22 protein-coding genes, 3 tRNA genes and 1 pseudogene are annotated in these 21,397 nt (G+C 61.8%); 17 read left to right on the forward strand and 9 right to left on the reverse strand.

The features are described from left to right. Window positions 1-15 precede the first annotated feature (15 nt). Entirely contained in the window at window positions 16-642 is a 627-nt protein-coding gene (locus C8C89_RS12040) for a flavin reductase family protein (protein WP_133990068.1), read from the forward strand. A gap of 35 nt (window positions 643-677) precedes the next feature. Here C8C89_RS12040 and C8C89_RS12045 read toward each other — a convergent pair whose 3' ends face one another. From C8C89_RS12045 to C8C89_RS26950, 3 genes are read right to left on the reverse strand one after another with little or no spacing between them, the layout of a single operon-like run. Further along, window positions 678-2,012, reverse strand: a complete 1,335-nt coding sequence (locus tag C8C89_RS12045) for an MFS transporter (protein WP_133990070.1) — start codon at window positions 2,010-2,012, stop codon at window positions 678-680. A gap of 34 nt (window positions 2,013-2,046) precedes the next feature. After that, window positions 2,047-2,850, reverse strand: a complete 804-nt coding sequence (locus C8C89_RS12050; RefSeq protein ID WP_133990072.1) for a substrate-binding domain-containing protein — start codon at window positions 2,848-2,850, stop codon at window positions 2,047-2,049. Window positions 2,851-2,867: 17 nt separating this feature from the next. Continuing rightward, window positions 2,868-3,044 (reverse strand): hypothetical protein, encoded by a 177-nt coding sequence (locus C8C89_RS26950; protein ID WP_166674717.1) that lies wholly within the window; start codon window positions 3,042-3,044, stop codon window positions 2,868-2,870. Window positions 3,045-3,390: 346 nt separating this feature from the next. On the opposite strand from C8C89_RS26950, the gene C8C89_RS12055 reads away from it, so the two are divergent. Then, window positions 3,391-4,305, forward strand: a complete 915-nt coding sequence (locus C8C89_RS12055) for a LysR family transcriptional regulator (RefSeq protein WP_101482152.1) — start codon at window positions 3,391-3,393, stop codon at window positions 4,303-4,305. Between the two features lie 42 nt (window positions 4,306-4,347). On the opposite strand, the gene C8C89_RS12060 is transcribed toward C8C89_RS12055, so the two are convergent. After that, window positions 4,348-5,190, reverse strand: coding sequence for a helix-turn-helix domain-containing protein (locus C8C89_RS12060; RefSeq protein WP_243857987.1), 843 nt, complete (start codon window positions 5,188-5,190; stop codon window positions 4,348-4,350). 56 nt (window positions 5,191-5,246) lie between these two features. Between C8C89_RS12060 and C8C89_RS12065 the strand changes: the two genes are divergently transcribed. The 4 genes from C8C89_RS12065 (at window position 5,247) to C8C89_RS12080 (ending at window position 7,786) form a co-directional block, all read left to right on the forward strand. Continuing rightward, window positions 5,247-5,741 (forward strand): DUF3224 domain-containing protein, encoded by a 495-nt coding sequence (locus tag C8C89_RS12065; RefSeq protein ID WP_243857988.1) that lies wholly within the window; start codon window positions 5,247-5,249, stop codon window positions 5,739-5,741. 144 nt (window positions 5,742-5,885) lie between these two features. Further along, window positions 5,886-6,170, forward strand: a complete 285-nt coding sequence (locus C8C89_RS12070; protein ID WP_101482150.1) for an autorepressor SdpR family transcription factor — start codon at window positions 5,886-5,888, stop codon at window positions 6,168-6,170. Next, window positions 6,167-6,823 (forward strand): SdpI family protein, encoded by a 657-nt coding sequence (locus tag C8C89_RS12075; RefSeq protein ID WP_243857989.1) that lies wholly within the window; start codon window positions 6,167-6,169, stop codon window positions 6,821-6,823. Before C8C89_RS12070 ends, C8C89_RS12075 begins: the two co-directional genes overlap by 4 nt. A 12-nt stretch (window positions 6,824-6,835) precedes the next feature. Then, window positions 6,836-7,786 carry an alpha/beta fold hydrolase gene (locus C8C89_RS12080; protein ID WP_133990074.1) on the forward strand — a complete coding sequence of 317 codons (951 nt, stop codon included), beginning with the start codon at window positions 6,836-6,838 and terminating at the stop codon, window positions 7,784-7,786. Between the two features lie 66 nt (window positions 7,787-7,852). On the opposite strand, the gene uvrB is transcribed toward C8C89_RS12080, so the two are convergent. Beyond that, window positions 7,853-9,940: an excinuclease ABC subunit UvrB gene (gene uvrB, locus C8C89_RS12085; RefSeq protein ID WP_101482148.1), complete on the reverse strand. Its 2,088-nt coding sequence runs from the start codon at window positions 9,938-9,940 to the stop codon at window positions 7,853-7,855. Window positions 9,941-10,051: 111 nt separating this feature from the next. On the opposite strand from uvrB, the gene C8C89_RS12090 reads away from it, so the two are divergent. The 6 genes and pseudogenes from C8C89_RS12090 to C8C89_RS27315 all read left to right on the forward strand — a co-directional run. Beyond that, a complete protein-coding gene (locus tag C8C89_RS12090; protein WP_208327694.1) occupies window positions 10,052-11,266 on the forward strand; it encodes an amino acid aminotransferase in 1,215 nt (404 codons plus the stop codon). Between the two features lie 131 nt (window positions 11,267-11,397). Then, window positions 11,398-11,473, forward strand: a tRNA-Asn gene (locus C8C89_RS12095). A gap of 134 nt (window positions 11,474-11,607) precedes the next feature. Beyond that, window positions 11,608-11,683: transfer RNA gene (locus tag C8C89_RS12100), tRNA-Asn, on the forward strand. A gap of 126 nt (window positions 11,684-11,809) precedes the next feature. After that, window positions 11,810-12,136, forward strand: coding sequence for a Dabb family protein (locus C8C89_RS12105; protein ID WP_101482147.1), 327 nt, complete (start codon window positions 11,810-11,812; stop codon window positions 12,134-12,136). Window positions 12,137-12,225: 89 nt separating this feature from the next. After that, window positions 12,226-12,301, forward strand: a tRNA-Asn gene (locus tag C8C89_RS12110). Between the two features lie 125 nt (window positions 12,302-12,426). Then, window positions 12,427-12,552: pseudogene (locus C8C89_RS27315) on the forward strand (alpha/beta hydrolase); the annotation flags it as partial. A gap of 157 nt (window positions 12,553-12,709) precedes the next feature. Here the strand turns inward: C8C89_RS27315 and C8C89_RS12120 are convergent. From C8C89_RS12120 to C8C89_RS12130, 3 genes are all read right to left on the reverse strand, one after another. Beyond that, entirely contained in the window at window positions 12,710-13,678 is a 969-nt protein-coding gene (locus C8C89_RS12120) for an alpha/beta hydrolase (RefSeq protein WP_133990076.1), read from the reverse strand. 8 nt (window positions 13,679-13,686) lie between these two features. Beyond that, window positions 13,687-13,935 carry a hypothetical protein gene (locus C8C89_RS12125; protein ID WP_133990078.1) on the reverse strand — a complete coding sequence of 83 codons (249 nt, stop codon included), beginning with the start codon at window positions 13,933-13,935 and terminating at the stop codon, window positions 13,687-13,689. Window positions 13,936-14,011: 76 nt separating this feature from the next. Next, window positions 14,012-14,527 carry a GNAT family N-acetyltransferase gene (locus tag C8C89_RS12130; protein WP_133990080.1) on the reverse strand — a complete coding sequence of 172 codons (516 nt, stop codon included), beginning with the start codon at window positions 14,525-14,527 and terminating at the stop codon, window positions 14,012-14,014. Between the two features lie 326 nt (window positions 14,528-14,853). On the opposite strand from C8C89_RS12130, the gene C8C89_RS12135 reads away from it, so the two are divergent. The 5 genes from C8C89_RS12135 (at window position 14,854) to C8C89_RS12155 (ending at window position 20,555) form a co-directional block, all read left to right on the forward strand. Beyond that, window positions 14,854-15,513: a sugar dehydrogenase complex small subunit gene (locus C8C89_RS12135; RefSeq protein WP_133990082.1), complete on the forward strand. Its 660-nt coding sequence runs from the start codon at window positions 14,854-14,856 to the stop codon at window positions 15,511-15,513. Then, the gene (locus tag C8C89_RS12140) at window positions 15,510-17,168 is read left to right on the forward strand and encodes a GMC family oxidoreductase (protein WP_101482144.1); all 1,659 of its coding nucleotides are present in this window, start codon (window positions 15,510-15,512) and stop codon (window positions 17,166-17,168) included. Before C8C89_RS12135 ends, C8C89_RS12140 begins: the two co-directional genes overlap by 4 nt. Beyond that, window positions 17,165-18,634: a c-type cytochrome gene (locus tag C8C89_RS12145; protein ID WP_166674718.1), complete on the forward strand. Its 1,470-nt coding sequence runs from the start codon at window positions 17,165-17,167 to the stop codon at window positions 18,632-18,634. Before C8C89_RS12140 ends, C8C89_RS12145 begins: the two co-directional genes overlap by 4 nt. A gap of 145 nt (window positions 18,635-18,779) precedes the next feature. Beyond that, a complete protein-coding gene (locus C8C89_RS12150) occupies window positions 18,780-19,181 on the forward strand; it encodes a GtrA family protein (protein ID WP_101482143.1) in 402 nt (133 codons plus the stop codon). Window positions 19,182-19,256: 75 nt separating this feature from the next. Then, a complete protein-coding gene (locus C8C89_RS12155) occupies window positions 19,257-20,555 on the forward strand; it encodes an NCS2 family permease (RefSeq protein ID WP_101482142.1) in 1,299 nt (432 codons plus the stop codon). Between the two features lie 88 nt (window positions 20,556-20,643). Here C8C89_RS12155 and C8C89_RS12160 read toward each other — a convergent pair whose 3' ends face one another. Then, a complete protein-coding gene (locus C8C89_RS12160) occupies window positions 20,644-21,351 on the reverse strand; it encodes a GntR family transcriptional regulator (protein WP_133990084.1) in 708 nt (235 codons plus the stop codon). Between the last annotated feature and the right edge of the window lie 46 nt (window positions 21,352-21,397).

Raw genomic sequence — 21,397 nt, forward strand, 5'->3', positions numbered from 1 at the left:
ACTTCAGGAACGCGCGTGCTTGACCCCATTCACTTTTATGAACCTGCGCAGGGCCACGGCCTGCCGCACGATCCCTTCAATGCGATTGTCGGACCACGGCCGATCGGCTGGATCGCCACGCGCAGCAGCGCAGGCGTGCTGAACCTGGCGCCCTACAGTTTTTTCAACGCCTTCAATTACACGCCGCCGCTGATCGGTTTTTCCAGCATCGGCCGCAAGGACACTTTGCGCAATATCGAGCAGACGGGCGAATTCGTGTGGAACCTGGCGACGCGTCCGCTGGCCGAGGCGATGAACCTCAGCTGCGCGGCGGCGCCGCCCGACGTCGACGAATTCGCGCTGGCCGGCTTGAGCCCGGCCGCCTCGCGCATCGTCAATGTGCCGCGCGTAGCCGACAGCCCCGTGTCCTTCGAATGCCGGCGCACGCAGATCATCGAGCTGCAAGGCGTCAATGGCGATGGTGTCGGCAGCTGGCTGGTGCTGGGTGAAGTGGTGGGCGTGCATATCGCGCGCCATCTGTTGAGCGATGGCGTGTACGACACGGCCGCCGCTGCACCGATATTGCGCGGTGGCGGGCCGGCCGATTATTTTGAGATCGGACCGGACAGCCTGTTTCACATGCGCCGGCCCGCCTGGCCATGACACCATGACATGCCGTCTGGCCAGGTGGGACTGGTTCATGCCGGGACGGGATGGCGCTCCTTGACGATGCCGCGATAGATCAGCCACGTGGCCAGCAGGCTGATGGCGCCGGCGCCTGCCATCCAGTAGCCTGGCGCCGCCTTGTCGCCGGTGCTTTCGATCAGCAAGGTCGATACCAGCGGCGTCATGCCGCCGAACAGCGCGGTGGCCAGACTGTAGGCCAGCGAAAAACCCGTGGTCCTGACGCTGGCCGGGATGATTTCCGTCAGCGCGACGATGGTGGCCCCGTTGTAACTGCCATAGAGGAAGGACAGCCACAGCTCCACCATGAGCATGTGGTCGAAACTGGGATGGGCGACCAGCCAGGACAAGGCCGGATAGGCGGTCAGCACCGTCAGCGCCGAGCACGCGGCCATGATCGGCCAGCGCCCGATCCGGTCGGACAGAGCGCCCATGAGGGGCAGCCAGATGAAGTTCGACAAACCGATGCACAGCGTGACGAGCAGGCTTTCCTCTGTGCTCAGCTTGAGCACGTTCTTGCCGAAGGTCGGCGTGTAGACGGTGATCAGGTAGAACGCGACCGTCGTCAGCACGATCAGCATCGTTCCGGCGACGACCAGCGGCCAGTTGAGGGTGATAGTCCCCAGCATTTGCCGGAACGTCGGATGGGACTTGCGCGTCAGGTAGGCCTCGGTCTCCTGTAGTGAACGGCGGATGTAGAACACCACCGGGATGATGGAGCAACCGATGAAGAACGGGATGCGCCAGCCCCAGTCCGCGATGAATTCCTTGCTCAAGGTTTCGTTGAGATAGTAGCCGAGCGCGGCGGAAAAGATGATGGCGACTTGCTGACTGGCCGATTGCCAGCTCACGTAATATCCCTTGTTGCCCGGTGTCGCCATCTCGGACAGGTAGACCGAGACGCCGCCCAGTTCTACGCCGGCGGAGAAGCCTTGCAGCAAACGCCCGATCAGCACCAGGAACGGCGCCAGCAGCCCGATGGTTGCATAACCGGGCACGAAGGCGATCAGCGCCGTGCCGGAAGCCATGATGGCCAAGGTCAGCACCAGGCCCTTGCGGCGGCCGATGCGGTCGATATAGCTGCCGAGGATGATGGCGCCCAGCGGCCGCATGAAGAAACCCGCGCCGAAGGTGGCGAACGTCATCATCAAGGCCGCGTATTCGCTGGTGGCTGGGAAGAAGGCCTTGGCAATATACGTCGCGTAAAAACCAAACAGGAAAAAATCGTACATTTCGATGAAGTTCCCGCTCGTCACCCGGATGACGGTGGCGATGCGCGAGGGAGGGTGCACCTGCGCGCGCGGCGGTGCAGCCTTGGCGTTGGGCGTGACGGTGGATGGAATGGCCATGGTTTACCTATTGATGAAAGATGAGTGACGTCGTCTAGTGTGTGATTGGCATGGGTGCCGATGCCGGTTCCAGTCCGGTTGCTTCGATCGCGCCGGCGTTGGCAGGGGCGGCGAGGAAGCGTAGCAAGGCGCGGCCGGCTTCTGGTTCTTTGCCGCCCGGGACCAGCGCTGCCGAAAACTGCGTCATCAGTTGTACTTCCGGCGGCAGCAGGCCGACGATGTCGATGCCCTCGACCGGCAGCAGTTCGCTGCGCTGCTGGCAGCCAAAATCTGCCTCGCCATGCGCGATGATTTCACCGACGGGGGTGGCGGGAATTTTTGCGGCCTTGCCCTGCATCTGTTCCGAGATGTGCAGTTTCTTCATCAGTTGCTTCTCGATGTATTCGCCGCTGGCGCTGTCCGAATAGGCCACCTTGTTCGCGTGCAGGAAAGCGCTGCGCAAGCCCTCGGTGGTGCTGATGTCGGGCTTTGCCGCGCCGCGCCGCACGGCGCAGGCAATCGGCGAATTCGCCAGGACTACCTTGCTGCCGGGGACCAGGCGCCCCTCCTGCATCAGCTTGTCGAGCGCGTCGCCCACCATGATGACGACGTCGATCGGTTCGCCGCGTGCCAGCCGCGCCGTGATCGCATTCTTTGTGGTACCCATCGACGGCCCCCATTCGGACAGCAGATGGTTGCCGCTGGCGCGCTCGTAGGTGGGCGCCAGGTTTTTGTAGGCCTGCGCGAAACCGCCTGAGCTGACCACGCGGATGTCGGCGGCGTGGGCCACGCCGGCGGCGAGCAGCATGAAGCCGGCCAGTATGGGGGCGGATCGCCGCACCAGGATATGTTGAAGCATCGTTGTTTCTCCTGTCGTTAAAATTTGCGCATGAGGCCGAACGTCAGGCTCATGCCTTTGCGGTCGTTGCTCCGCGCTCCTGTGACGCCGGCGGTATCGCCTTGCCACAGGGTGTAGTCCAATTCGAGGTCCAGGGCCAAGCGTGGCGAGAGCGCTTTTTTCCGGGTAGGCGAAAGCGCGCTGGAAGCCGTCATCGACATGGCCCGTGGCGCTGCGCGATGTCGATGTTCGGATGGAGGGAGGCGCAGTGGATCGCCAGCGGGTCCAAGGGCGCGTTGGTGTCGCCCAGCATGGTCGCCTGGCGTCCCAGATACACCGATCCGAGCGGCGGCTTGAGGTCGGCCCAGGCCTGCCGGTCGCACAGCTTCCCGGCTTTGGCCGCGCACGCCCCCGCAGTTTGTGTTGTTGACGCCGCTGCAAATGGCGGGCATGGTGTCTCCGGTTTTTGAGTGATGCCTTCTTGGCGAGGCTCAGTATTAGGATCCCATCATCGTTGAAATGGCATAATTTGATAATTGCAATTTTTCCAGGGATTAATGCGTGGCACGCATCAATTACGAACTTCATGATTTGCAGGCCTTCGTGGCAGTGGCGGAGCGCAACAGCTTTCGCCAGGCCGCAGCCGACCTGTTCCTGTCGCAGCCGGCGCTCAGCCGCCGCATCGAAAAACTGGAGGATGCGCTGGGTGTCAAGCTGTTCGAACGCACCACCCGGCGCGTGCAGCTAACCAATGTCGGACAGGTGTTTTTGGTGAACGTACGCGATGCGCTCAATGGCCTGGAGGATGCCGTACTGGGCGTCGCCGACCTCGCCGCACACCGCACCGGAACGGTGACGTTCGCCTGCGTGCCTTCGGCCGTATGGCATTTCCTGCCCGACGTGCTCAAGCGCTTCAGCGCGCAGTTTCCGAAAATCCGCGTGCGCGTGCATGACGAAAGCGCCCAAGACGTGCTCAATCTCGTGCTGGCGGGGGAGGCGGATTTCGGCATCAGCTTTACCGGCGCGGAAAATCCGGAGATCAATTTCCAGCCCATCTACGTCGAGACCTACGTGCTGGCGATGCGGCACGATCACCGGCTGGCCAAGCGCAAGAAACTGAACTGGAAGGACACCGTCGACGAGCGCTATATCTCGGTGGCCAAGTCGAGCGGCAACCGCAGCGTGCTCGATGCGGCGCTGGCTGGCGTGGAAAAGCACCCTTGGATCTCGTGCGAGATCAACCATGTATCAGGCATATTGGCGCTGGTGGAGTCGGGGTTGGGCGTGGCAGCGGTGCCGGGGCTGTCCATTTTGCCGGAGCGGCAAAGCACGGTGGTCGGCGTGCCGCTCGTCAATCCTGCCGTGAAGCGGACACTGGGCTTGATTAGCCGGCATCAGTATGCGATGCCGCCCGCGTCACGCACCCTGTTCGACATGATGAGCGCGAGCATAGGAAAGCAGGGGCGGCGAACATGACTGCAGTGCAGTGCGATGTGGTGAGTGCACTGAAGCGCCGGGCTAGGCGACTTTCGCCAGTTGCGAGCGGCGATAGTCGAGCGGCGCGCTGCCCACCAGTTCCGCAAAACTGCGGCTGAAATGGGCCTGGTCAAAAAAGCCCAGTTCATGTGCGAGGCTGGCCAAGTCGGGTGCATCGGGCTGCGCCAGGCGCCAGATCGCCTCCTGCAGGCGGTAGCGCTGTATGACCCATTTAGGCGGCACGCCTACGTAGTTGGCGAACAGGCGCTGCAGCCTGCGTTCGCCAATGGCCATTTTTTCGCACAGTTGCGCCACACTCGCCGGACCGTTATGGGCCGCTGCCGCGGCAGTCAAGCGGGCGGACAGCAGGGCAGCATCATCGACCTGCGGCAGTCTTGCCAGCAGCAGTGCCTGTGCCTGCGCCACCATGGTCAGATCGTCGGACTTGCCTAACACCCGCGCCTCGGCTTGCGCTGCCGGCATGCCCAGCAGCGCCTCGGCCGCGATGGTCGTGTCGGTGAAGCTTGACAGTGGCTGCGTGATGAGCGGGCGCAGGCCACCCGGCGCGAAACGCACGCCCAGTACTTTGCCTGCACCGATCAATGGCCTGTCAAAGGCGCCGCGCACCACGCCATGAATGGCGGTGCGTCCGGCATCGAAAACCAGATGGGCGTTCGGATACGGCAGCACGCGCTGCGTCTCCGGTGCGCAGCCCCGCCTGTCCCATTCGACCACCCAGCAATACTCGACGAACGGCGCCAGCGCTGCAGCCGGTGGATAGATCGCCAGGCGTATGCGGCGGGCCGCTGCGTGCGGGTCGACGATGCCTTTCGGTGCTTGCCCGCGCACGGCAAGCAGATTGGCCGCGCTGTCGGCTTTATCCAATATTTGTCTCCTGCACGGCCTTAAGCTGGCCCTCTCGCATTGATCGGAAGGGAATCATGAAATCACACAGTTGGTCGGGCCTGATGCTGGCCGCATGTTGTCTATCGGTGGCGCCAGCCGGCGCCGCCTCGTCTACAGAGGGGAATCATCGCATGCACGCGCACGCTACGGGAAGTTTTAGCATCACCATGACGCCGGCCACGGCGCCGCAACGCGCGGGGCGCACGACCTTGGGAAGGGTGCTGCTTGACAAGGTGTATGCGGGCGACCTTGTCGCCACTGCCAAGGGGCAGATGCTCAATGGCGTGACCGACACCAAAGGCGCTGCCGGCTATGTCGCGATGGAAGCCATCACGGGCGTCCTGCAGGGAAAAGAGGGCAGTTTCGTGGCCCAGCATTTCGGCACGATGGCCGACGGCAGGCAGGAGCTGAGTATCGTCATCGTGCCGTATTCCGGCACGGGGCAACTGACGGGCATCAGCGGGACGATGGCCATCCGCATCGTCGATGGTCAGCATTTCTACGACATCGACTATTCGCTGCCGGAGTAGGGCGGTGCCGGGCTGGGCCTGAGAGCAGGGCCGGGAATCGTGTCCCGTCCGTCTTCTTGTCCGGGCGGGTACTGAAAATCTCTTGACCCCTGCCGCAGCTGGCTCTATATTTAGATAACTATCTAATTAGATGTTTATCTTAATATGAATGCCGCCAACAGTGCCTTCAAGGCGATTGCCGACCCTGCGCGGCGCGAAATCCTGCGGCTGCTGCGGGCCGGTGAAATGACGGCCGGCGACCTGGCCGCCCGTTTCGACATGAGCAAGCCGACCATGTCGCACCATTTTGCGGTGCTGGCGGATGCCGACCTGATCACGCGCCGGCGCGAAGGCCAGACCATCTGGTATGGCCTCAACACCACTGTGCTGCAGGATGTGCTGGCGTGGATGCTGGACCTGACCGATACCGACCATAAGGAGAGCAAATGATGAAAGCGCGCTTTATCGCCCTGAGCCTGTTGATGATCGCCGCCGTCATTGCGGCCACCCTGTACGCCTGGCCGCAGATGCCCGAGGTGGTGGCCGTGCACTGGAATTACCGGGGCGAGGTGGATGGCTACGCGCCGCGCGCGGTGCTGTGGCTGCTGGGGCCGGGCCTGATGGCCTTCCTCCTGCTGCTGGCCTTGCTGCTGCCATCGCTGTCGCCGCGTCGCTTTGAAGTGCAGCCGTTCGCGCCCACTTTTTACTACAGCTTCGTGGTCGTGATGGGCCTGCTCGCGTACGTGCATGGCTTGGTGCTGGCCAGCGCCATGGGCATGGAGGTGCCGATAGCGCGCGCGGTGCCGGCCGGGCTGTTGGTGATGCTGATACTGGCTGGCAATCCAATGGGCAAGGTGCGCCGCAATTTCTATCTCGGCATCCGCACGCCGTGGACGCTGGCCAGCGAGCGCGTCTGGTATGTCACCCACCGACTGGCGGCCAGGCTGATGGTGGGCAGCGGTCTGCTGGGACTGGTCGCACTGGCACTGGGCGCCCCTGCTTGGCTGCTGCTGGTGCTGGCGCTGGCCTGGGTGCCTCTGGCCATCCTGTACTCGTTGCTGCAGTACAAGCGCTTGGACAAGGATCAACTGGAAATTCACTGACAGGAGGGAACCATGTTGCGATGGACGCTGGGAATGTTGGTCTTGATGGTGTGCTTGTCGGTACGCGCCGCCACCGGTGGTGAACAGGAGGTGACGCTGGCGGTGACTGGCGGCGTATTGCACGGCACACTGTCGCTGCCGAAGGTGGATGGAAAGGTGCCGGTTGTGCTGCTGCATGCCGGCTCCGGTCCGACTGACCGCAATGGCAACAGCGCCATGTTGCCGGGCCACAATGATGGGCTGCGCATGCTGGCTGACGCGTTGGCGCGTAATGGCATCGCTACGCTGCGCTTTGACAAGCGCGGCATCGGCGCCAGCACGCAGGCAGGGCTGAGTGAAGCTGATCTGCGTTTCGACCACTATATCGACGACGCAACGGCCTGGCTGCGGCAATTGCGCGCCGATCCACGCTTTTCGCATATCGTGATGGCTGGCCATAGCGAAGGCGCGCTGATCGCTGCGCTAGCTTGCCAGAGGGCGCCTGCCGATGCCTGCATCTCGATCGCTGGCGCGGGTAGCACGCTCGACGAAATCCTGCGCGCGCAGCTCAAGCCGCGCCTGCCACCCGGGCTGTATGCGCAGAACGAACGCATCCTGGTCTCGCTCAGGCAGGGTGAGCTGGCAAAGGACGTGCCGCCTGCCCTGATGGCGCTTTACCGGCCTTCCGTGCAGCCGTATCTGATCTCGTCGCTGAAGTATTCGCCCCGCGATGCGGTGGCCGCGCTGCGCATGCCGTTGTTGATCGTGCAAGGGACGACCGATCTACAGGTGTCGGTGGTCGACGCGCAGGCGCTGGCGGCGGCCGCGCCGAGGGCGCAGTTGCTGATCGTGCCAGGCATGAACCATGTATTGAAAATGGTCAGTGGCGATTTGGCGCAACAAATGCCGTCGTATGGCAATCCCGAGCTGCCGCTGGCGCCCGCGCTGATCGACGCGGTGACGGCCTTTGTTCAGGAGCGTTGAAAACCGGGAAGATGGGGCAGGCCGGATCAGGCGCGAAGCGCCGTCATCCGACACCATTGCTGGCGCTTACTTGCCCAGGATCGACGCCACATTGTCGGTGCCGGGTGCACCGAACAGCTGCTGCTTGAGGAGGTGCAGCTGGTCGCGCACTTGCGCCGCCTTTTCGAACTCCAGGTTCTTGGCGTGGTCGACCATCAGTTTTTCCAGGCGCTTGATTTCCTTGCTGACCTGTTTCTCGCTCATGGCCTCGAACTTCGCCGCTTCCTGCGCCACTTGCAGGTTTTCGCGCGCTTCCTGCGGACTGTAGACGCCGTCGATCATTTCGCGGATCGATTTTTTGACGCCGATCGGGATGATGTTGTTGGCCGTATTAAAAGCGATCTGCTTGGCGCGGCGGCGTTCTGTCTCGTCGATGGCGCGGCGCATGGAGTCCGTGATGCGGTCGCCGTACAGGATTGCCGTGCCGTTCAGGTTACGCGCGGCGCGGCCGATGGTCTGGATCAGGCTGCGCTCTGAGCGCAAGAAGCCTTCCTTGTCCGCGTCGAGGATGGCGACCAGCGACACTTCCGGCAAGTCCAGGCCCTCGCGCAGCAAGTTGATGCCCACCAGGACGTCGAAGGTGCCCAGGCGCAGGTCGCGCAGGATTTCCACGCGTTCCACCGTTTCGATATCGCTGTGCAGGTAGCGCACCTTGATGCCATGGTCGCCCAGGTATTCCGTCAATTGCTCGGACATGCGCTTGGTTAGTGTCGTTACCAGCACGCGCTCATCCTTCTTGATGCGTTCGACGATTTCCGACATCAGGTCGTCCACCTGGCTGCTGGCGGGGCGCACGATGATTTGCGGGTCGACCAGGCCGGTCGGGCGCACGACCTGCTCGACCACCTGGTCGGAATGCGTTTTTTCGTAGTCGGCCGGGGTGGCCGAGACGAAGATCGTCTGACGCATCTTCTGTTCGAACTCCTCGAATTTCAAGGGCCGGTTGTCGAGCGCCGACGGCAGGCGGAAGCCATAGTCGACCAGGTTGGTCTTGCGCGAACGGTCGCCGTTGTACATGGCGCTCAGCTGGCCCGTCAGCACGTGCGACTCGTCGAGGAACATCAGCGCGTCAGCGGGCAAATAGTCGACCAGGGTGGGCGGCGGTTCGCCCGGCAGCGCGCCGGACAGGTGGCGCGAATAGTTTTCGATGCCCTTGGTGAAACCGATTTCGGCCATCATTTCCAGGTCAAAGCGCGTGCGCTGTTCCAGCCTTTGTTCTTCGATCAGCTTGTTTTCCTTGCGGAAGAACTCGAGGCGCTCGCGCAGTTCGTCCTTGATGGTCTCGACGGCGCGCAACACGGTGGAGCGGGGCGTCACATAGTGCGAACCCGGGTACACGGTGAAGCGGGGGATTTTTTGCCGCACGCGGCCCGTCAACGGGTCGAACAGCTGGATCGATTCGATCTCGTCGTCGAACATTTCCAGGCGCACGGCCAGTTCCGCATGCTCGGCGGGGAAGATGTCGATGGTATCGCCGCGCACGCGGAAGGTGCCCCGGCCGAAATCGACTTCATTGCGCGTGTACTGCATCTGGATCAGGCGCGCGATGACGTCGCGCTGCGCGACCCTGTCTTTTACGCGCAACGTCAGTATCATCTGGTGGTATTCGTTCGGGTTGCCGATACCGTAGATGGCCGAGACGGTGGCGACGATGATGACGTCGCGCCGCTCCATCAGCGACTTGGTGCACGACAAACGCATCTGCTCGATATGTTCGTTGATCGACGAGTCCTTTTCGATGAACAGGTCGCGCTGCGGCACGTAGGCTTCTGGCTGGTAGTAATCGTAGTAGCTGACGAAGTATTCGACCGCGTTCTGCGGGAAAAAGTCGCGAAATTCGCTGTACAGTTGCGCCGCCAGCGTCTTGTTGGGCGCGAAGACGATGGCCGGCCGGCCCATGCGCGCGATGACGTTGGCCATGGTGTAGGTCTTGCCCGAACCGGTCACGCCCAGCAGGGTCTGGAAGGCCAGGCCATCGGCAATCCCCTCGGATAACTGGGCGATCGCCGCCGGCTGATCGCCAGCCGGAGGGAAGGGCTGGTGCAGCTTGAAGGGGGAGTCCGGGAAAGAGATAATTGCGCTTTCCGCCTCGCTGGCGGTAGATAATTCGGGCATGTGAATCAGACCTTTGTTAGAATAGTGCTCTGCTGGCGGCCCTGGCGTTGTATTCGGGGCGCTGTCTACAACTCCGCTGTGAACCTGCTTCCAATCGAATCCAATCTTATCATGACGAACCCAACTGTTTCTGCCAGTCTGTTTAGCGCCATCGAGATGGCCCCACGCGACCCGATCCTGGGCATCACCGAAGCATTTAACGCGGACCAGAATCCCGCCAAAATCAATCTGGGCGTTGGCGTCTATTATGACGACAACGGTAAAGTGCCGCTGTTAGCTTGCGTACGCAAGGCAGAAGCCATCCTGATCGAACAGGCCTCGCCACGCACCTATCTGCCGATCGAAGGCCTGGCCGCCTACGACAAGGCGGTGCAAGAACTCGTATTTGGTGCCGATAGTGCCGTTATTCAAGAGCGCCGCGCCATCACCGTGCAAGCCATCGGCGGCACGGGCGCACTGAAGATCGGTGCCGATTTCCTGCAGCGCTTCGCGCCGGGTGCTCAGGTCTACATCAGCGATCCAAGCTGGGAAAACCACCGCGCGCTGTTTGAAAACGCCGGTTTCGTCGTGAATAACTACGCGTATTACGATGCAGCCACCCACGGGGTGAACTTCGACGGCATGCTGGCCAGCCTGAACGCCATGCCAGCCGGCTCCATCGTCGTGCTGCACGCTTGCTGCCACAACCCGACCGGCGCCGACCTGAGCGTGGCCCAGTGGGATCAGATCATCGCCATCGTCACGTCGCGGGGCCTGGTGCCGTTCCTGGATATGGCTTACCAGGGCTTTGCCAACGGCATCGCCGAAGATGGCGCCGTGGTGCGCCGCTTCGCCGACGCGGGCGGCCCGCTGCTGGTGTCGAACTCGTTCTCGAAATCGTTCTCGCTGTATGGCGAGCGCGTGGGCGCCCTGAGCGTCGTCGCTGCGAGCGCCGATGAAGCTGCCCGTCTGCTGTCGCAATTGAAGCGCGTCGTGCGTACCAACTACTCGAACCCGCCTACGCATGGCGGCAAGGTGGTTGCTACCGTCCTGGCCACGCCGGAACTGCGCCAGTTGTGGGAAGAGGAACTGGCCGGCATGCGCGTGCGCATCCGTGAAATGCGCAATGCCTTCGTGGAAAAGCTGAAAGCCAAGGCGCCAGCGCACGACTTCGAATTCGTGCGCCAGCAGATCGGCATGTTCTCGTACTCGGGCCTGACCAAGGAGCAAGTGGCGTCCTTGCGCGAGCAATCGATCTATGCCGTCGACACGGGCCGCATCTGCGTGGCAGCGTTGAATTCGCGCAATATCGACATCGTTATTGACGCGATCGCCAAAGTGCTTTAAGATCTTGCTTCTTCGGCGCTGCATGCAAGTGCGGCGCTGATGGCGGTAGAAAGTCGGTGGTAGCCGTGTTTGTGGAGATGCAGTATCGCTCTTGCAAATGTGGAACAAGCGACATATAATATTGCCTCTTTTCCCTGATAGCTCAGTTGGTAGAGCGACGGACTGTTAATCCGCAGGTCCCTGGTTCGAGTCCAGGTCGGGGAGCCAGAATTTGGAAGGCCACGTTGAAAAACGTGGCCTTTTTTGTTTTCCGCCGCAGGCGCGGGCAGATAGGCAGGACAAGAATTTCCCTATGGGAATCTGGACATGTGAATAGTTGCCCTATATAATACGGCCTCTTTTCCCTGATAGCTCAGTTGGTAGAGCGACGGACTGTTAATCCGCAGGTCCCTGGTTCGAGTCCAGGTCGGGGAGCCAGAATTCGGAAGGCCATGTTGAAAAACATGGCCTTTTTTTTTCCGTTGTTGCCAGCTGGGCTGGGCCGGGCTGTGCGTGATCGCGTTTTGCGCTATCCTGAAGGCATCACTTCAGGAGCACCTTCCCATGACTTGTACCTCCGCCTTGCGCCACATCGTCCTGTGCGACTTTCTCGATGGCATCACCTCCGCCAAGCATGCCGAGCTCGTCTATGAGTTTTCCCAACTGAAACACCGCATTCCCGGCGTGCGGCAATTTGAGTGGGGGCCGAACGTCAGCCCGGAAGGCCTCGATGATGGCTTTACCGATTGCTTTACCCTGACCTTCGATGACGCTGCTGCGCGCGACGTGTATCTGACCCATCCGGCCCACCTGGCCTTTGTCGAGCAGCTCAAGCCTTGGCTGGGGCGGGTGCTGGTCTTTGACTACTACCCGCAAGAGCATCCTGGCTGAGTGTCTGGCAAGGTGAGGCAGGAAAATATACCTTTTTCAGGAGGAAATCTGGACATCGCAAAATTTACCCTATAGAATGCGGCCTCTTTTCCCTGATAGCTCAGTTGGTAGAGCGACGGACTGTTAATCCGCAGGTCCCTGGTTCGAGTCCAGGTCGGGGAGCCAGAACATCAGCAGTATCGAAAAGCCCAGCCTTTACCGGTTGGGCTTTTTGCGTTTCAAAGCCCGCACGAGACGCCCATGTTGCCTGCCCTTGATCCGCCACATAGACCGCCAGGCATCCAGCGACTGTGGTCCTGGTCGCTCATTCGTATGGCGGCGCCGTGGTCACGCAAGCGGGGAACGATGCCAAGGCCCAGGCATTGGTCTGCATTGCGGCGTTTGTGCCGGATCGAGGCGAGTCTGTCGATTCCTTGCTTTGCAAGCCCATGCGTTGGCGTCGCTGATCGGGAGGGCCGTTGCGAGCATTGCCGGCGAGTGAGGCGGCGCTGTTTTGGCCGGCTGGCCAGCTCCCGAGCATGGTGTCATGGGCAACACCAGAGTCGGGGCAGTTTGTTTATCCAGCGCGTGGCGTCAGGAATTGCCAGCCGTATCCAATGTCTTGATGATGGCTTCTTGGAACTTTGCAGGTTCATCCTGGTGTATCTGATGCCCGGAATGATCAAAGAAAAACAGTCCCTTCTTTGGCGCCTTCAAGGTCTCGAAATACGCTTGCGTGATCCTGGTCGAGGTCTGGATGTCATTTTTGCCGACGAAGAAATACACGGGGCAGTCAACGCTCTTCAAGGTCTTTGGCAAATCAATGTTCATGACCTCGTTCCAGACTGGCGACCAGGTTTTTGACCATTGAAGAAAGCCCGTCTTGAAACCCTCGCTCGTTGCAAATGCCTTGCCATCCTTGTAGAAAAGCCATTTTCTTAAATAAAACATGCTTTCGTCACTGGTAAACGGGAAACTGATGCTGTTCAGCTCCTTGCTGGCGACGGCATTGTCCTTGAAGTGCACTTTCAAGGCTTGCAGCAATTCTTTTTCGCTTTCCAGCTGGCTCACGACAGGATTCGACGCGAAATAGGCATGCAGCAGTTCCGGGTGATGCTTGACGATATAAAAGCCCAGGACGTTACCCCAGGAGCTACCCAGCAAGTATATTTTTTCCTGCTTTAATTCCTTGCGCAGAAATTGTATGACTTGATACGTGTCCTGCTCCATCTGAGCGACGGACGGTTGCGTGGGGGAGGGATTCAGTTTCAAGGTTTTCCCGGCATCGCGCTGGTCCCATTGCACCAGCGTGTATCTGCTTTTCAGCGCATTGGTAAAGGTATCCGCACCCTTGATCATGGAGCTTCCCGGCCCGCCGGACAAGAACAGGAGCACGGGTTTGGTCGCGTCGTCAGTCTTGATTTCCACCACCTGCTTGATGCCGCCGATGTCGGGTGTCAGGGTGGTAGTGACTTCAGCGGAAACGGTTTTTGCTTCAGCCGTGGTTTGCGCCTGGCATCCGTAGAAGGGAAACAGGGCGGTTAAGAGTACTGCCAGGGTCATTTTTTTTATCATGGTTTCAGGGTCAGTTTCAGGTTGATTGCAGCGGCATATTGCGCGCCGCCTTTGAACAGCTGCATGGGGTACGCGAGGGCCATGCGGCTCGCATGGTTTTCATCGGGTGCGTCGACAAACCTCCTCTTCAGATAGTTGGCTGCAGAAAAATCATCGATCTGGCAGTCGTCCTGGGCACCGGTGGATCGCCGTGGAAGGCCGTGCCCTATGTCGCATGCACGCCGCCGCGCGCGCATCGCTTGCAACTGCGCGGCCGTGGGGCGAGGCCGAGGCGGGGCAGCGGCAACTGAGCCGGGTGCAGCATGCGGGCCACATCGAAGGTCAGTGGCATCGCGCTGCTCGCCATACCAGCTGCTCCTGCACCTGGTCTTCCGCCTGTACCTGAAATCCCAGCCGCAGATACAGCTTGCGCGCGGCCATATTATTGCGGTTGACGCCAAGGTGGATCTGCAATTGCTGCGCCTCGGCCAGCGACTGCAGACAGCGCAGCACGGCACTGCCTGCGCCCCGGCCCCGCGCCTCCGGCAGCACGGCGATATCGACCACGCGCAGCGCCTGTTCCCGCTGCTCGATGACGAGCCTGCCAATGGGAATGTCGCCGTACAGCAACACCAGGTAGGCCGCTTGCGGAAAATGCCGGCGGTAGCCGTGCGACTGCATGCGCCGCTGCATGGCGATCAACTCTTCGATAAGGGCAGGCTCGGCCTGCATCTGGCGCAGGTCATCGCGCGTGGCACTGTACAGCGCGGCGGCAAAGGCATCGTCCCCGTCGTGCTGTAGCCGCAATTGATAGGGGGCGGGCAGGGCGGCAAGGAGGGGAGGCGGCAAAGTGTGCATCGATGCTCCGGTTCAGGGATAGACTGGTGGATACGCCCCAGGCGGTATTGCAGGCGTTTGCCTATTCGCTATGCTGCCAATTTTTAAGCAAGCTTGCAATCATTTCAAGAGGGATGGTCATGCATCCTGCACCGTCTGCACCGACAAGCCTGCGAGCGATGCCCTGCGACTGCGGCAGGTCTATTGCCCACTACTGTCCCAGTAGTAATACTCCATTGGCAAACAATTTATTTATGTAGGATAATGATGGAACCGGTTCCATATGCGCAAATGCAATGTAACGCAATCATCCAAGTCAACAAAACAACAAGTCTTGCGGGAGTCTCATGAACCATCCAGGCAGCGAACCATCTGCAACATCCGTGTCATCCCTTCCCCGCATCAGCCGCCGCCACGCCCTGATCGGTCTGGCCGCCTTGCTGGCGCAGGCCGGTTTCTGGAGCAATCCCCTGTCCGCCGCCATGCAGGCGCCGGCCAGCGCTCCGGCTGCCGGTCTGGCGCCCGCCACCATGCTGTTCTATACCTTGTCGCAAACGATCACGGGCCACCGCGATCTGTCCGCCGCTACGGCGGCGCGCATCGAACAAGCCATGCGCGCAAACTTGCCCGGCTTTGCCGAGCGCTTGCCGCAGCTGGGCGCGCTGCTCGTCACGGGCCAGGAAGCCAAGGCGCTGCTGGCGGCCGCCACCGCTGTGGATGCCAGCCTGCGCGAGCTGGCGCTGGCTATCGTCGCCGCCTGGTACACGGGCACCGTGGCCGGCAACCCGGCGCAGGGCACGAAGTCCATCGTCGTCGCGTATGCGGAAGCCCTGATGTACCGCACGGTGGCCGATGGCCAGGTCGTGCCCACCTATTGCAACTACGGCCCCCTGTGGTGGCTGAAGGCACCGCCGGCCGTGCGCGTCTCCGCGCCCGTGGCACCGAAACCCGTACCGGCCCCGGCCACCACCGGCACTCCCGAACCGAAAGGCAAGCAAGCAAAATGAAATCACCCCAATTCAAGAGTAATGGCGACGTCGTCGCCGATGTCGTCATCGTCGGTACAGGCGTCGTGGGCGCCATGATGGCCGACCAGCTGGCCGCGCAGGGCCACTCCGTGATCATGCTGGAAGCGGGCTTGCGCATCGAGCGGGGCCAGGCCGTGGAAAACTGGCGCAACATGCCGTTCGAAAACCGCGTCGGTTCCGACTTCCAGGGCCTGTATCCGCAGGCGGAGAACGCGCCCGCGCCCCTGTATTTCCCAAAGAATAACTATGTGGAATTGTCCGGCCCCAGCGGCAGCAGTTTCCAGCAGGGCTATCTGCGCACTGTGGGCGGCACGACCTGGCACTGGGCCGCTTCATGCTGGCGCCATTTGCCGTCCGACATGCGCATGAAGAGCGATTACGGGGTAGGGCGCGACTGGGCCATTTCCTACGATGAGCTGGAACCGTACTATTGCCGCGCCGAGCAGGAAATGGGTGTGGCCGGCCCCAACGATCCGGCCCTGCAGTCGCCCAGCGAGCGAAGCGCGCCGTACCCGATGGACATGGTGCCCTGGGGCTATGGCGACAAGCGCTTCGCCGAAGTGGTCAACCCGCACGGCTACCGTTCCGTGCCGATTCCGCAAGGCCGCTCGACGCGTCCGTGGCAGGGCCGTCCGACTTGCTGTGGCAATAACAACTGCCAGCCGATCTGCCCCATCGGCGCCATGTACAACGGCATCCACCATGTGGAGCGTGCCGAGCTGAAGGGCGCTGGCGTGCTGGCCGAGGCCGTCGTCTACCGCATCGACACGGACCACAACAACCGCGTGACGGCAGTGCACTGGTATGACGCAAAAAAACAGTCGCACATGGCGACCGGCAAGGCTTTCGTGATTGCCTGCAATGGCATCGAAACGCCCCGTTTGCTGTTGCTGGCGGCGAACCAGAACAATCCGAACGGCATCGCCAACAGTTCGGATCAAGTCGGCCGCAACATGATGGATCACTCGGGCTTCCACTGTACCTTCCTCGCCAATGAGCCGATCTGGACAGGGCGTGGTCCTGCGCAGAGCAGCTGTCTGGTGGGGCCGCGCGACGGCGCCTTCCGTTCGCAGTATTCGGCCAACAAGATGATCCTGAACAATATTACCCGCGTGGGACCTGCTACCCAGCAGTCGCTCAAACTGGGCCTGGTGGGCAAGGATCTCGACGATGAAATCCGCCGCCGCGCCGCCTTTGGCGTGGACCTGTCGATCAGCCTGGAGCCGCTGCCCGAAGCGCATAACCGCTTGACTTTGAGCAAGACGCGCAAGGACCCGCTGGGCCTGGCCTGTCCCGATATTTATTACGACGTGGGCGATTACGTGCGCGATGGCGCGAAGGCCGCGCATGCGCAGCTGGAGCACATCGGCAAGCTGTTCGGCGCCGTGGAATTCAACATCACCAGCAGCCTGAACGCGAATAACCACATCATGGGCGGCGTCATCATGGGTTCGAATCGTCTTGACTCCGTGGTCGACGGCAATTGCCGCGCCCACGACCATGCCAATTTGTGGCTGCCGGGCGGCGGCGCCATGCCGTCGGCCAGCGTGGTGAACACCACCCTCAGCATGGCCGCGCTCGGTTTGCGCGCGGCCGACGACATCGCCCGCACCCTGGCAAGGGAGGCAGCATGATGCGCCGTTTCTTGCTTGGCCTGGCGTTGGCGGCCGGCGTGCCGCTGGCCGTGCACGCTGCGCCACCTGTTCCGCCCGTCACGCTGACGCCGGACCGCCCGGCCGCGCCCGCTGCAGTCGCTGCGGCTGGCCCCGATGCGCGCCTGGAGCGGGGCCGTTACCTGGCCATCGCCGCCGACTGCATGGCCTGCCATACGGCAGCGGGCGGCAAGCCGTATGCGGGCGGTTATGCCATCGACTCGCCGCTGGGCACGATTTACGCCACGAACATCACGCCATCGAAAAAAGGCGGCATCGGCCACTACAGCGAAGCTGACTTTGCGCGCGCGCTGCGCGAAGGCGTGCGCGCCGATGGCAGCCATCTGTATCCCGCCATGCCCTACACCAGCTATGCGCAGCTGACGGACGCGGACGTGGGCGACCTGTATTACTACTTCATGCAGGCCGTCAAGCCTGTCGATGAACCGGCGCGCCAGACGGCCCTGCCATTCCCGTTCAATGTGCGCCTGTCCATGCTGGGCTGGAATACTTTGTTCCTCGACAATAAACGCTTTGTGCCAGATCCAGCGAAGAGCGCGCAGATCAACCGGGGCGCCTACCTGGCCGAAGGCCTGGCGCACTGCAGCGCCTGCCATACGCCGCGCAATGCGCTGATGGCGGAAATCGGCAGCCAGACCCTGGCGGGCGCGTCGCTTGGTTCCTGGCACGCGCCCAACATCACGTCCGACAAGGTCAGCGGTATCGGCGCCTGGACGGACGGGGAAATTGCCGCCTACCTGAAGACGGGCCACGTGGAAGGCAAGGGGCAGGCGGCGGGCGGCATGGCCGAAGCCATCCAGAACAGCCTGCAATTCCTGCGCGATGACGACGTGTCCGCGATCGTGGCGTACTTGCGCACGGTGCCGGCCGTGCGCGCGCCGGGGCAGACCAAGGCCGCGTTCAGCCATGGCAGCGCGGCCAGCGAGGAAGCTGTGCTGCGCGGCATGGCCAGTTCCACCGAGAACCATTCCCTGAACAGCGGTGCGGTGCTGTTTTCCGGCTACTGCGCCAGCTGCCATTCGGCCAGCGGCGCCGGCAGCACGGGCCAGAGTTACCCGGCCCTGTTCAACAACACGGCGACGGGCGGCAACACGCCGGCCAACCTGGTGTCGGCCATTCTGTTTGGCGTCGAGCGCAAGATCGAAGGGGAGGAGCACGAAGCCTTCATGCCCCGTTTCGACCAGCGTTCCTACGTACAGCCATTGACGGATGAGCAGATCGCTTCGATCGCCAACTACGTGCTGAAGCAGTATGGCAATCCGGACGTGTCCGTCACTCCCGCGTACGTGGCGCAGGCGCGCAGCGGCGGCGAGAAGCCCGTGCTGGCGCGCATGCAACCCTTCATGCTGCCCGGCGGCATCGTGGGCATCTTGCTGCTGATCGCGCTGTTGGTGTGGCTGCGCCGGCGCCGTCAACGCAACGTTTAAGAGTCGAAGCGGCGGCGAAACGGCGGCGACTATGAACGTTGGACGCAACTTGCAGTAAAATGCAGGCTGAAAAATGGTTACGAGCAATCGTAGCCATTTTTTATTCTGGCCCGATCCTGGCTTTCGCCTCATTTGAAAATTGACAATGTCCCATTCCCTGCATCACCAATTTTTACGTTTTGCCGCCGTCGGCGCTTCCGGCACGGCCGTACAGTACAGCGTGCTGTGGGGCGGCGTGGAATGGGCTGGCATCAGCGCCGCCGCCGCTTCCGGCATCGGCTATATCCTCGGTTCCGTCGTCAACTACATCCTCAATTACTTTTTCACGTTTAAAAGCGACAAGGGGCATGGCGAAGCGGCCAGCAAGTATTTCACCCTGCTGGGCATAGGCTGGTGCATCAATACGGGCCTGATGTGGCTGCTGGTACACCAACTGGGCTGGTATTACTGGCTGGCGCAGGTGCTGGCGACGGGAATCGGGCTGGTCTGGAATTTTGCGGGCAGCCGCTGGTGGGCCTTCAAGCCGGCCAGCGCGCCGACCAAGTAAGTATTTTTTGCAAGAAAAAAAGATGCGCATAGTCCAAGACCACGCGCGCGGTTTTACCAAAACAAGGGGTTAATCATGCAGTTCCTGGAACGCTATTTCAAACTGAAGGACAACGGGACCAATGTGCGCACGGAGCTGCTGGCCGGCCTGACCACATTCCTGACGATGGCTTACATCATCTTCGTCAACCCGTCCATCCTTGGCGACGCGGGCATGCCGAAAGACTCCGTTTTTGTTGCCACCTGCCTGGCGGCCGCCATCGGCACCCTGATCATGGGCCTGTACGCGAACTATCCGATCGCACTGGCGCCAGGCATGGGCTTGAATGCCTATTTCTCGTACACGGTGGTCAAGGGCATGGGCATGAGCTGGGAAGTAGCGCTGGGTGCCGTCTTCATTTCCGGCTGCCTGTTCATCCTGGTCAGCCTGTTCAAGGTGCGCGAGTTGATCATCAACAGCATCCCGCCCGCGCTGCGCACGGCGATTACCGTCGGTATCGGCCTGTTCCTGGCGATCATCTCCCTGAAAAGCGCAGGTGTGGTGGTGTCGAACCCCGCCACCATCATCGCTCTGGGCGACTTGCACAAGGCGGCGCCCATTCTGGCCATCCTCGGGTTTTTCATCATCGTCGCGCTGGACCGCCTGAAAGTGCCTGGCGCCATCCTGATCGGCATCCTCACCATCACCATCGCCAGCTTCTTCTTTGGCGGCAACCAGTTCAACGGCATCATCTCGGCGCCGCCCGCCATCGAACCGACGCTGTTCAAGCTCGACATCATGGGCGCGCTGTCGATCGGCATCGTCAACGTGGTGCTGGTATTTTTCCTGGTGGAATTGTTCGATGCGACGGGCACCCTGATGGGCGTGGCCAACCGTGCCGGCTTGTTGAAAGACGGCAAAATGGAGCGCATGAACAAGGCCTTGCTGGCCGACAGCACGGCGATTGCCGCCGGTGCCTGCCTGGGCACGTCGAGCACCACGGCCTTCGTGGAAAGCGCGGCCGGCGTGCAAGCCGGTGGTCGCACGGGCTTGACGGCCGTGGCCGTCGCGCTGCTGTTCCTGGGCAGCCTGTTCTTCGCCCCGCTGGCGCACACGGTGCCGCCATACGCGACGGCGCCTGCACTGCTGTACGTGGCGTGCCTGATGCTGCGCGAACTGACCTATATCGACTGGGATGACAGCACGGAAAGCATTCCGGCTGCCATCACGGCGCTGATGATGCCGTTTACCTACTCGGTGGCCAGCGGCGTGGCGTTCGGTTTCATTACGTATGCGGTATTAAAATTGTTGACTGGCAAGGGCAAGCAAGTGTCGGTGGTAGCCTACATCATCGCCGCGATCTTCCTGTTCAAGTTTATCTACCTGGGCGAATAGCCAGGTTGCTGACAAGCAGTTGCCGTCGCATGAGACAGGTCGCCCGGGCATCCGCAGGGGCGGCCTTTTTTTTTGATCATGGCGTCGCTTACATCAGCAGCGCCGCCACCAGGTCTTTTTTGGCGTCGCCGGCGCTGCCATCGAAGCGCAAGGCCGCTTCCACATGTGCCAGGTGCTCGACCATCAAGCGCGCTGCCAGGTCCGCATCGCCGCTGCGCGCGGCCTCAAGAAAGCGGCCGTGTTCGTCATACGAGCAGGCGGCAGCATGGCTGGACTGGTACAGCATGGTGATGAGCGAGCTGCGCCCCACCAGTTCGCGCACGATGTCGCGCAGGACGGCGTTGCCGGCGATGTCGGCCAGCAAAACGTGGAAGTCGCCCAGCAGTTGCGAGCGCAGCGGCGTCGCTTGCATCAGCGCCAGGCGCTCCGCTTTCAGGTGCCGCTCCAGCATCCGGTAGTCGGCGGGCTTGGCCCGCGCGACAAACTCGCGCGCCAGGGCCGCCTCGATGATGCGCCGTGCGGCGAAGATGTCGCGCGCTTCCGCTTCGGTGGGCTGGCTGACGAAGGCGCCCTTGTCGGGCACCATGCGGATCAGTTTGTCTTTGGACAGGATCAACAGGGCGGCGCGGATCTTGGTGCGGCTGACGCCATACAGCCGGCACAGCGCCTCTTCGCGCAGCCGCGTACCGGGCGGCAATTGGCGCGCCACGATGGCTGCCGTCATATGCTCGGCAATCTCTGCCGAGCTGTCGCCGCTGCCGTGCTTTTCCACCAGGGGTGCGCTTGATTCTGTCATGTCGGGTGAGAGCAGTCAGCCAGGGGCAAGGATGAGCCTTGCAAGC

The organism is Janthinobacterium sp. 75 (genome assembly GCF_004365495.1).
Taxonomy (GTDB): Bacteria; Pseudomonadota; Gammaproteobacteria; order Burkholderiales; family Burkholderiaceae_D; genus Janthinobacterium.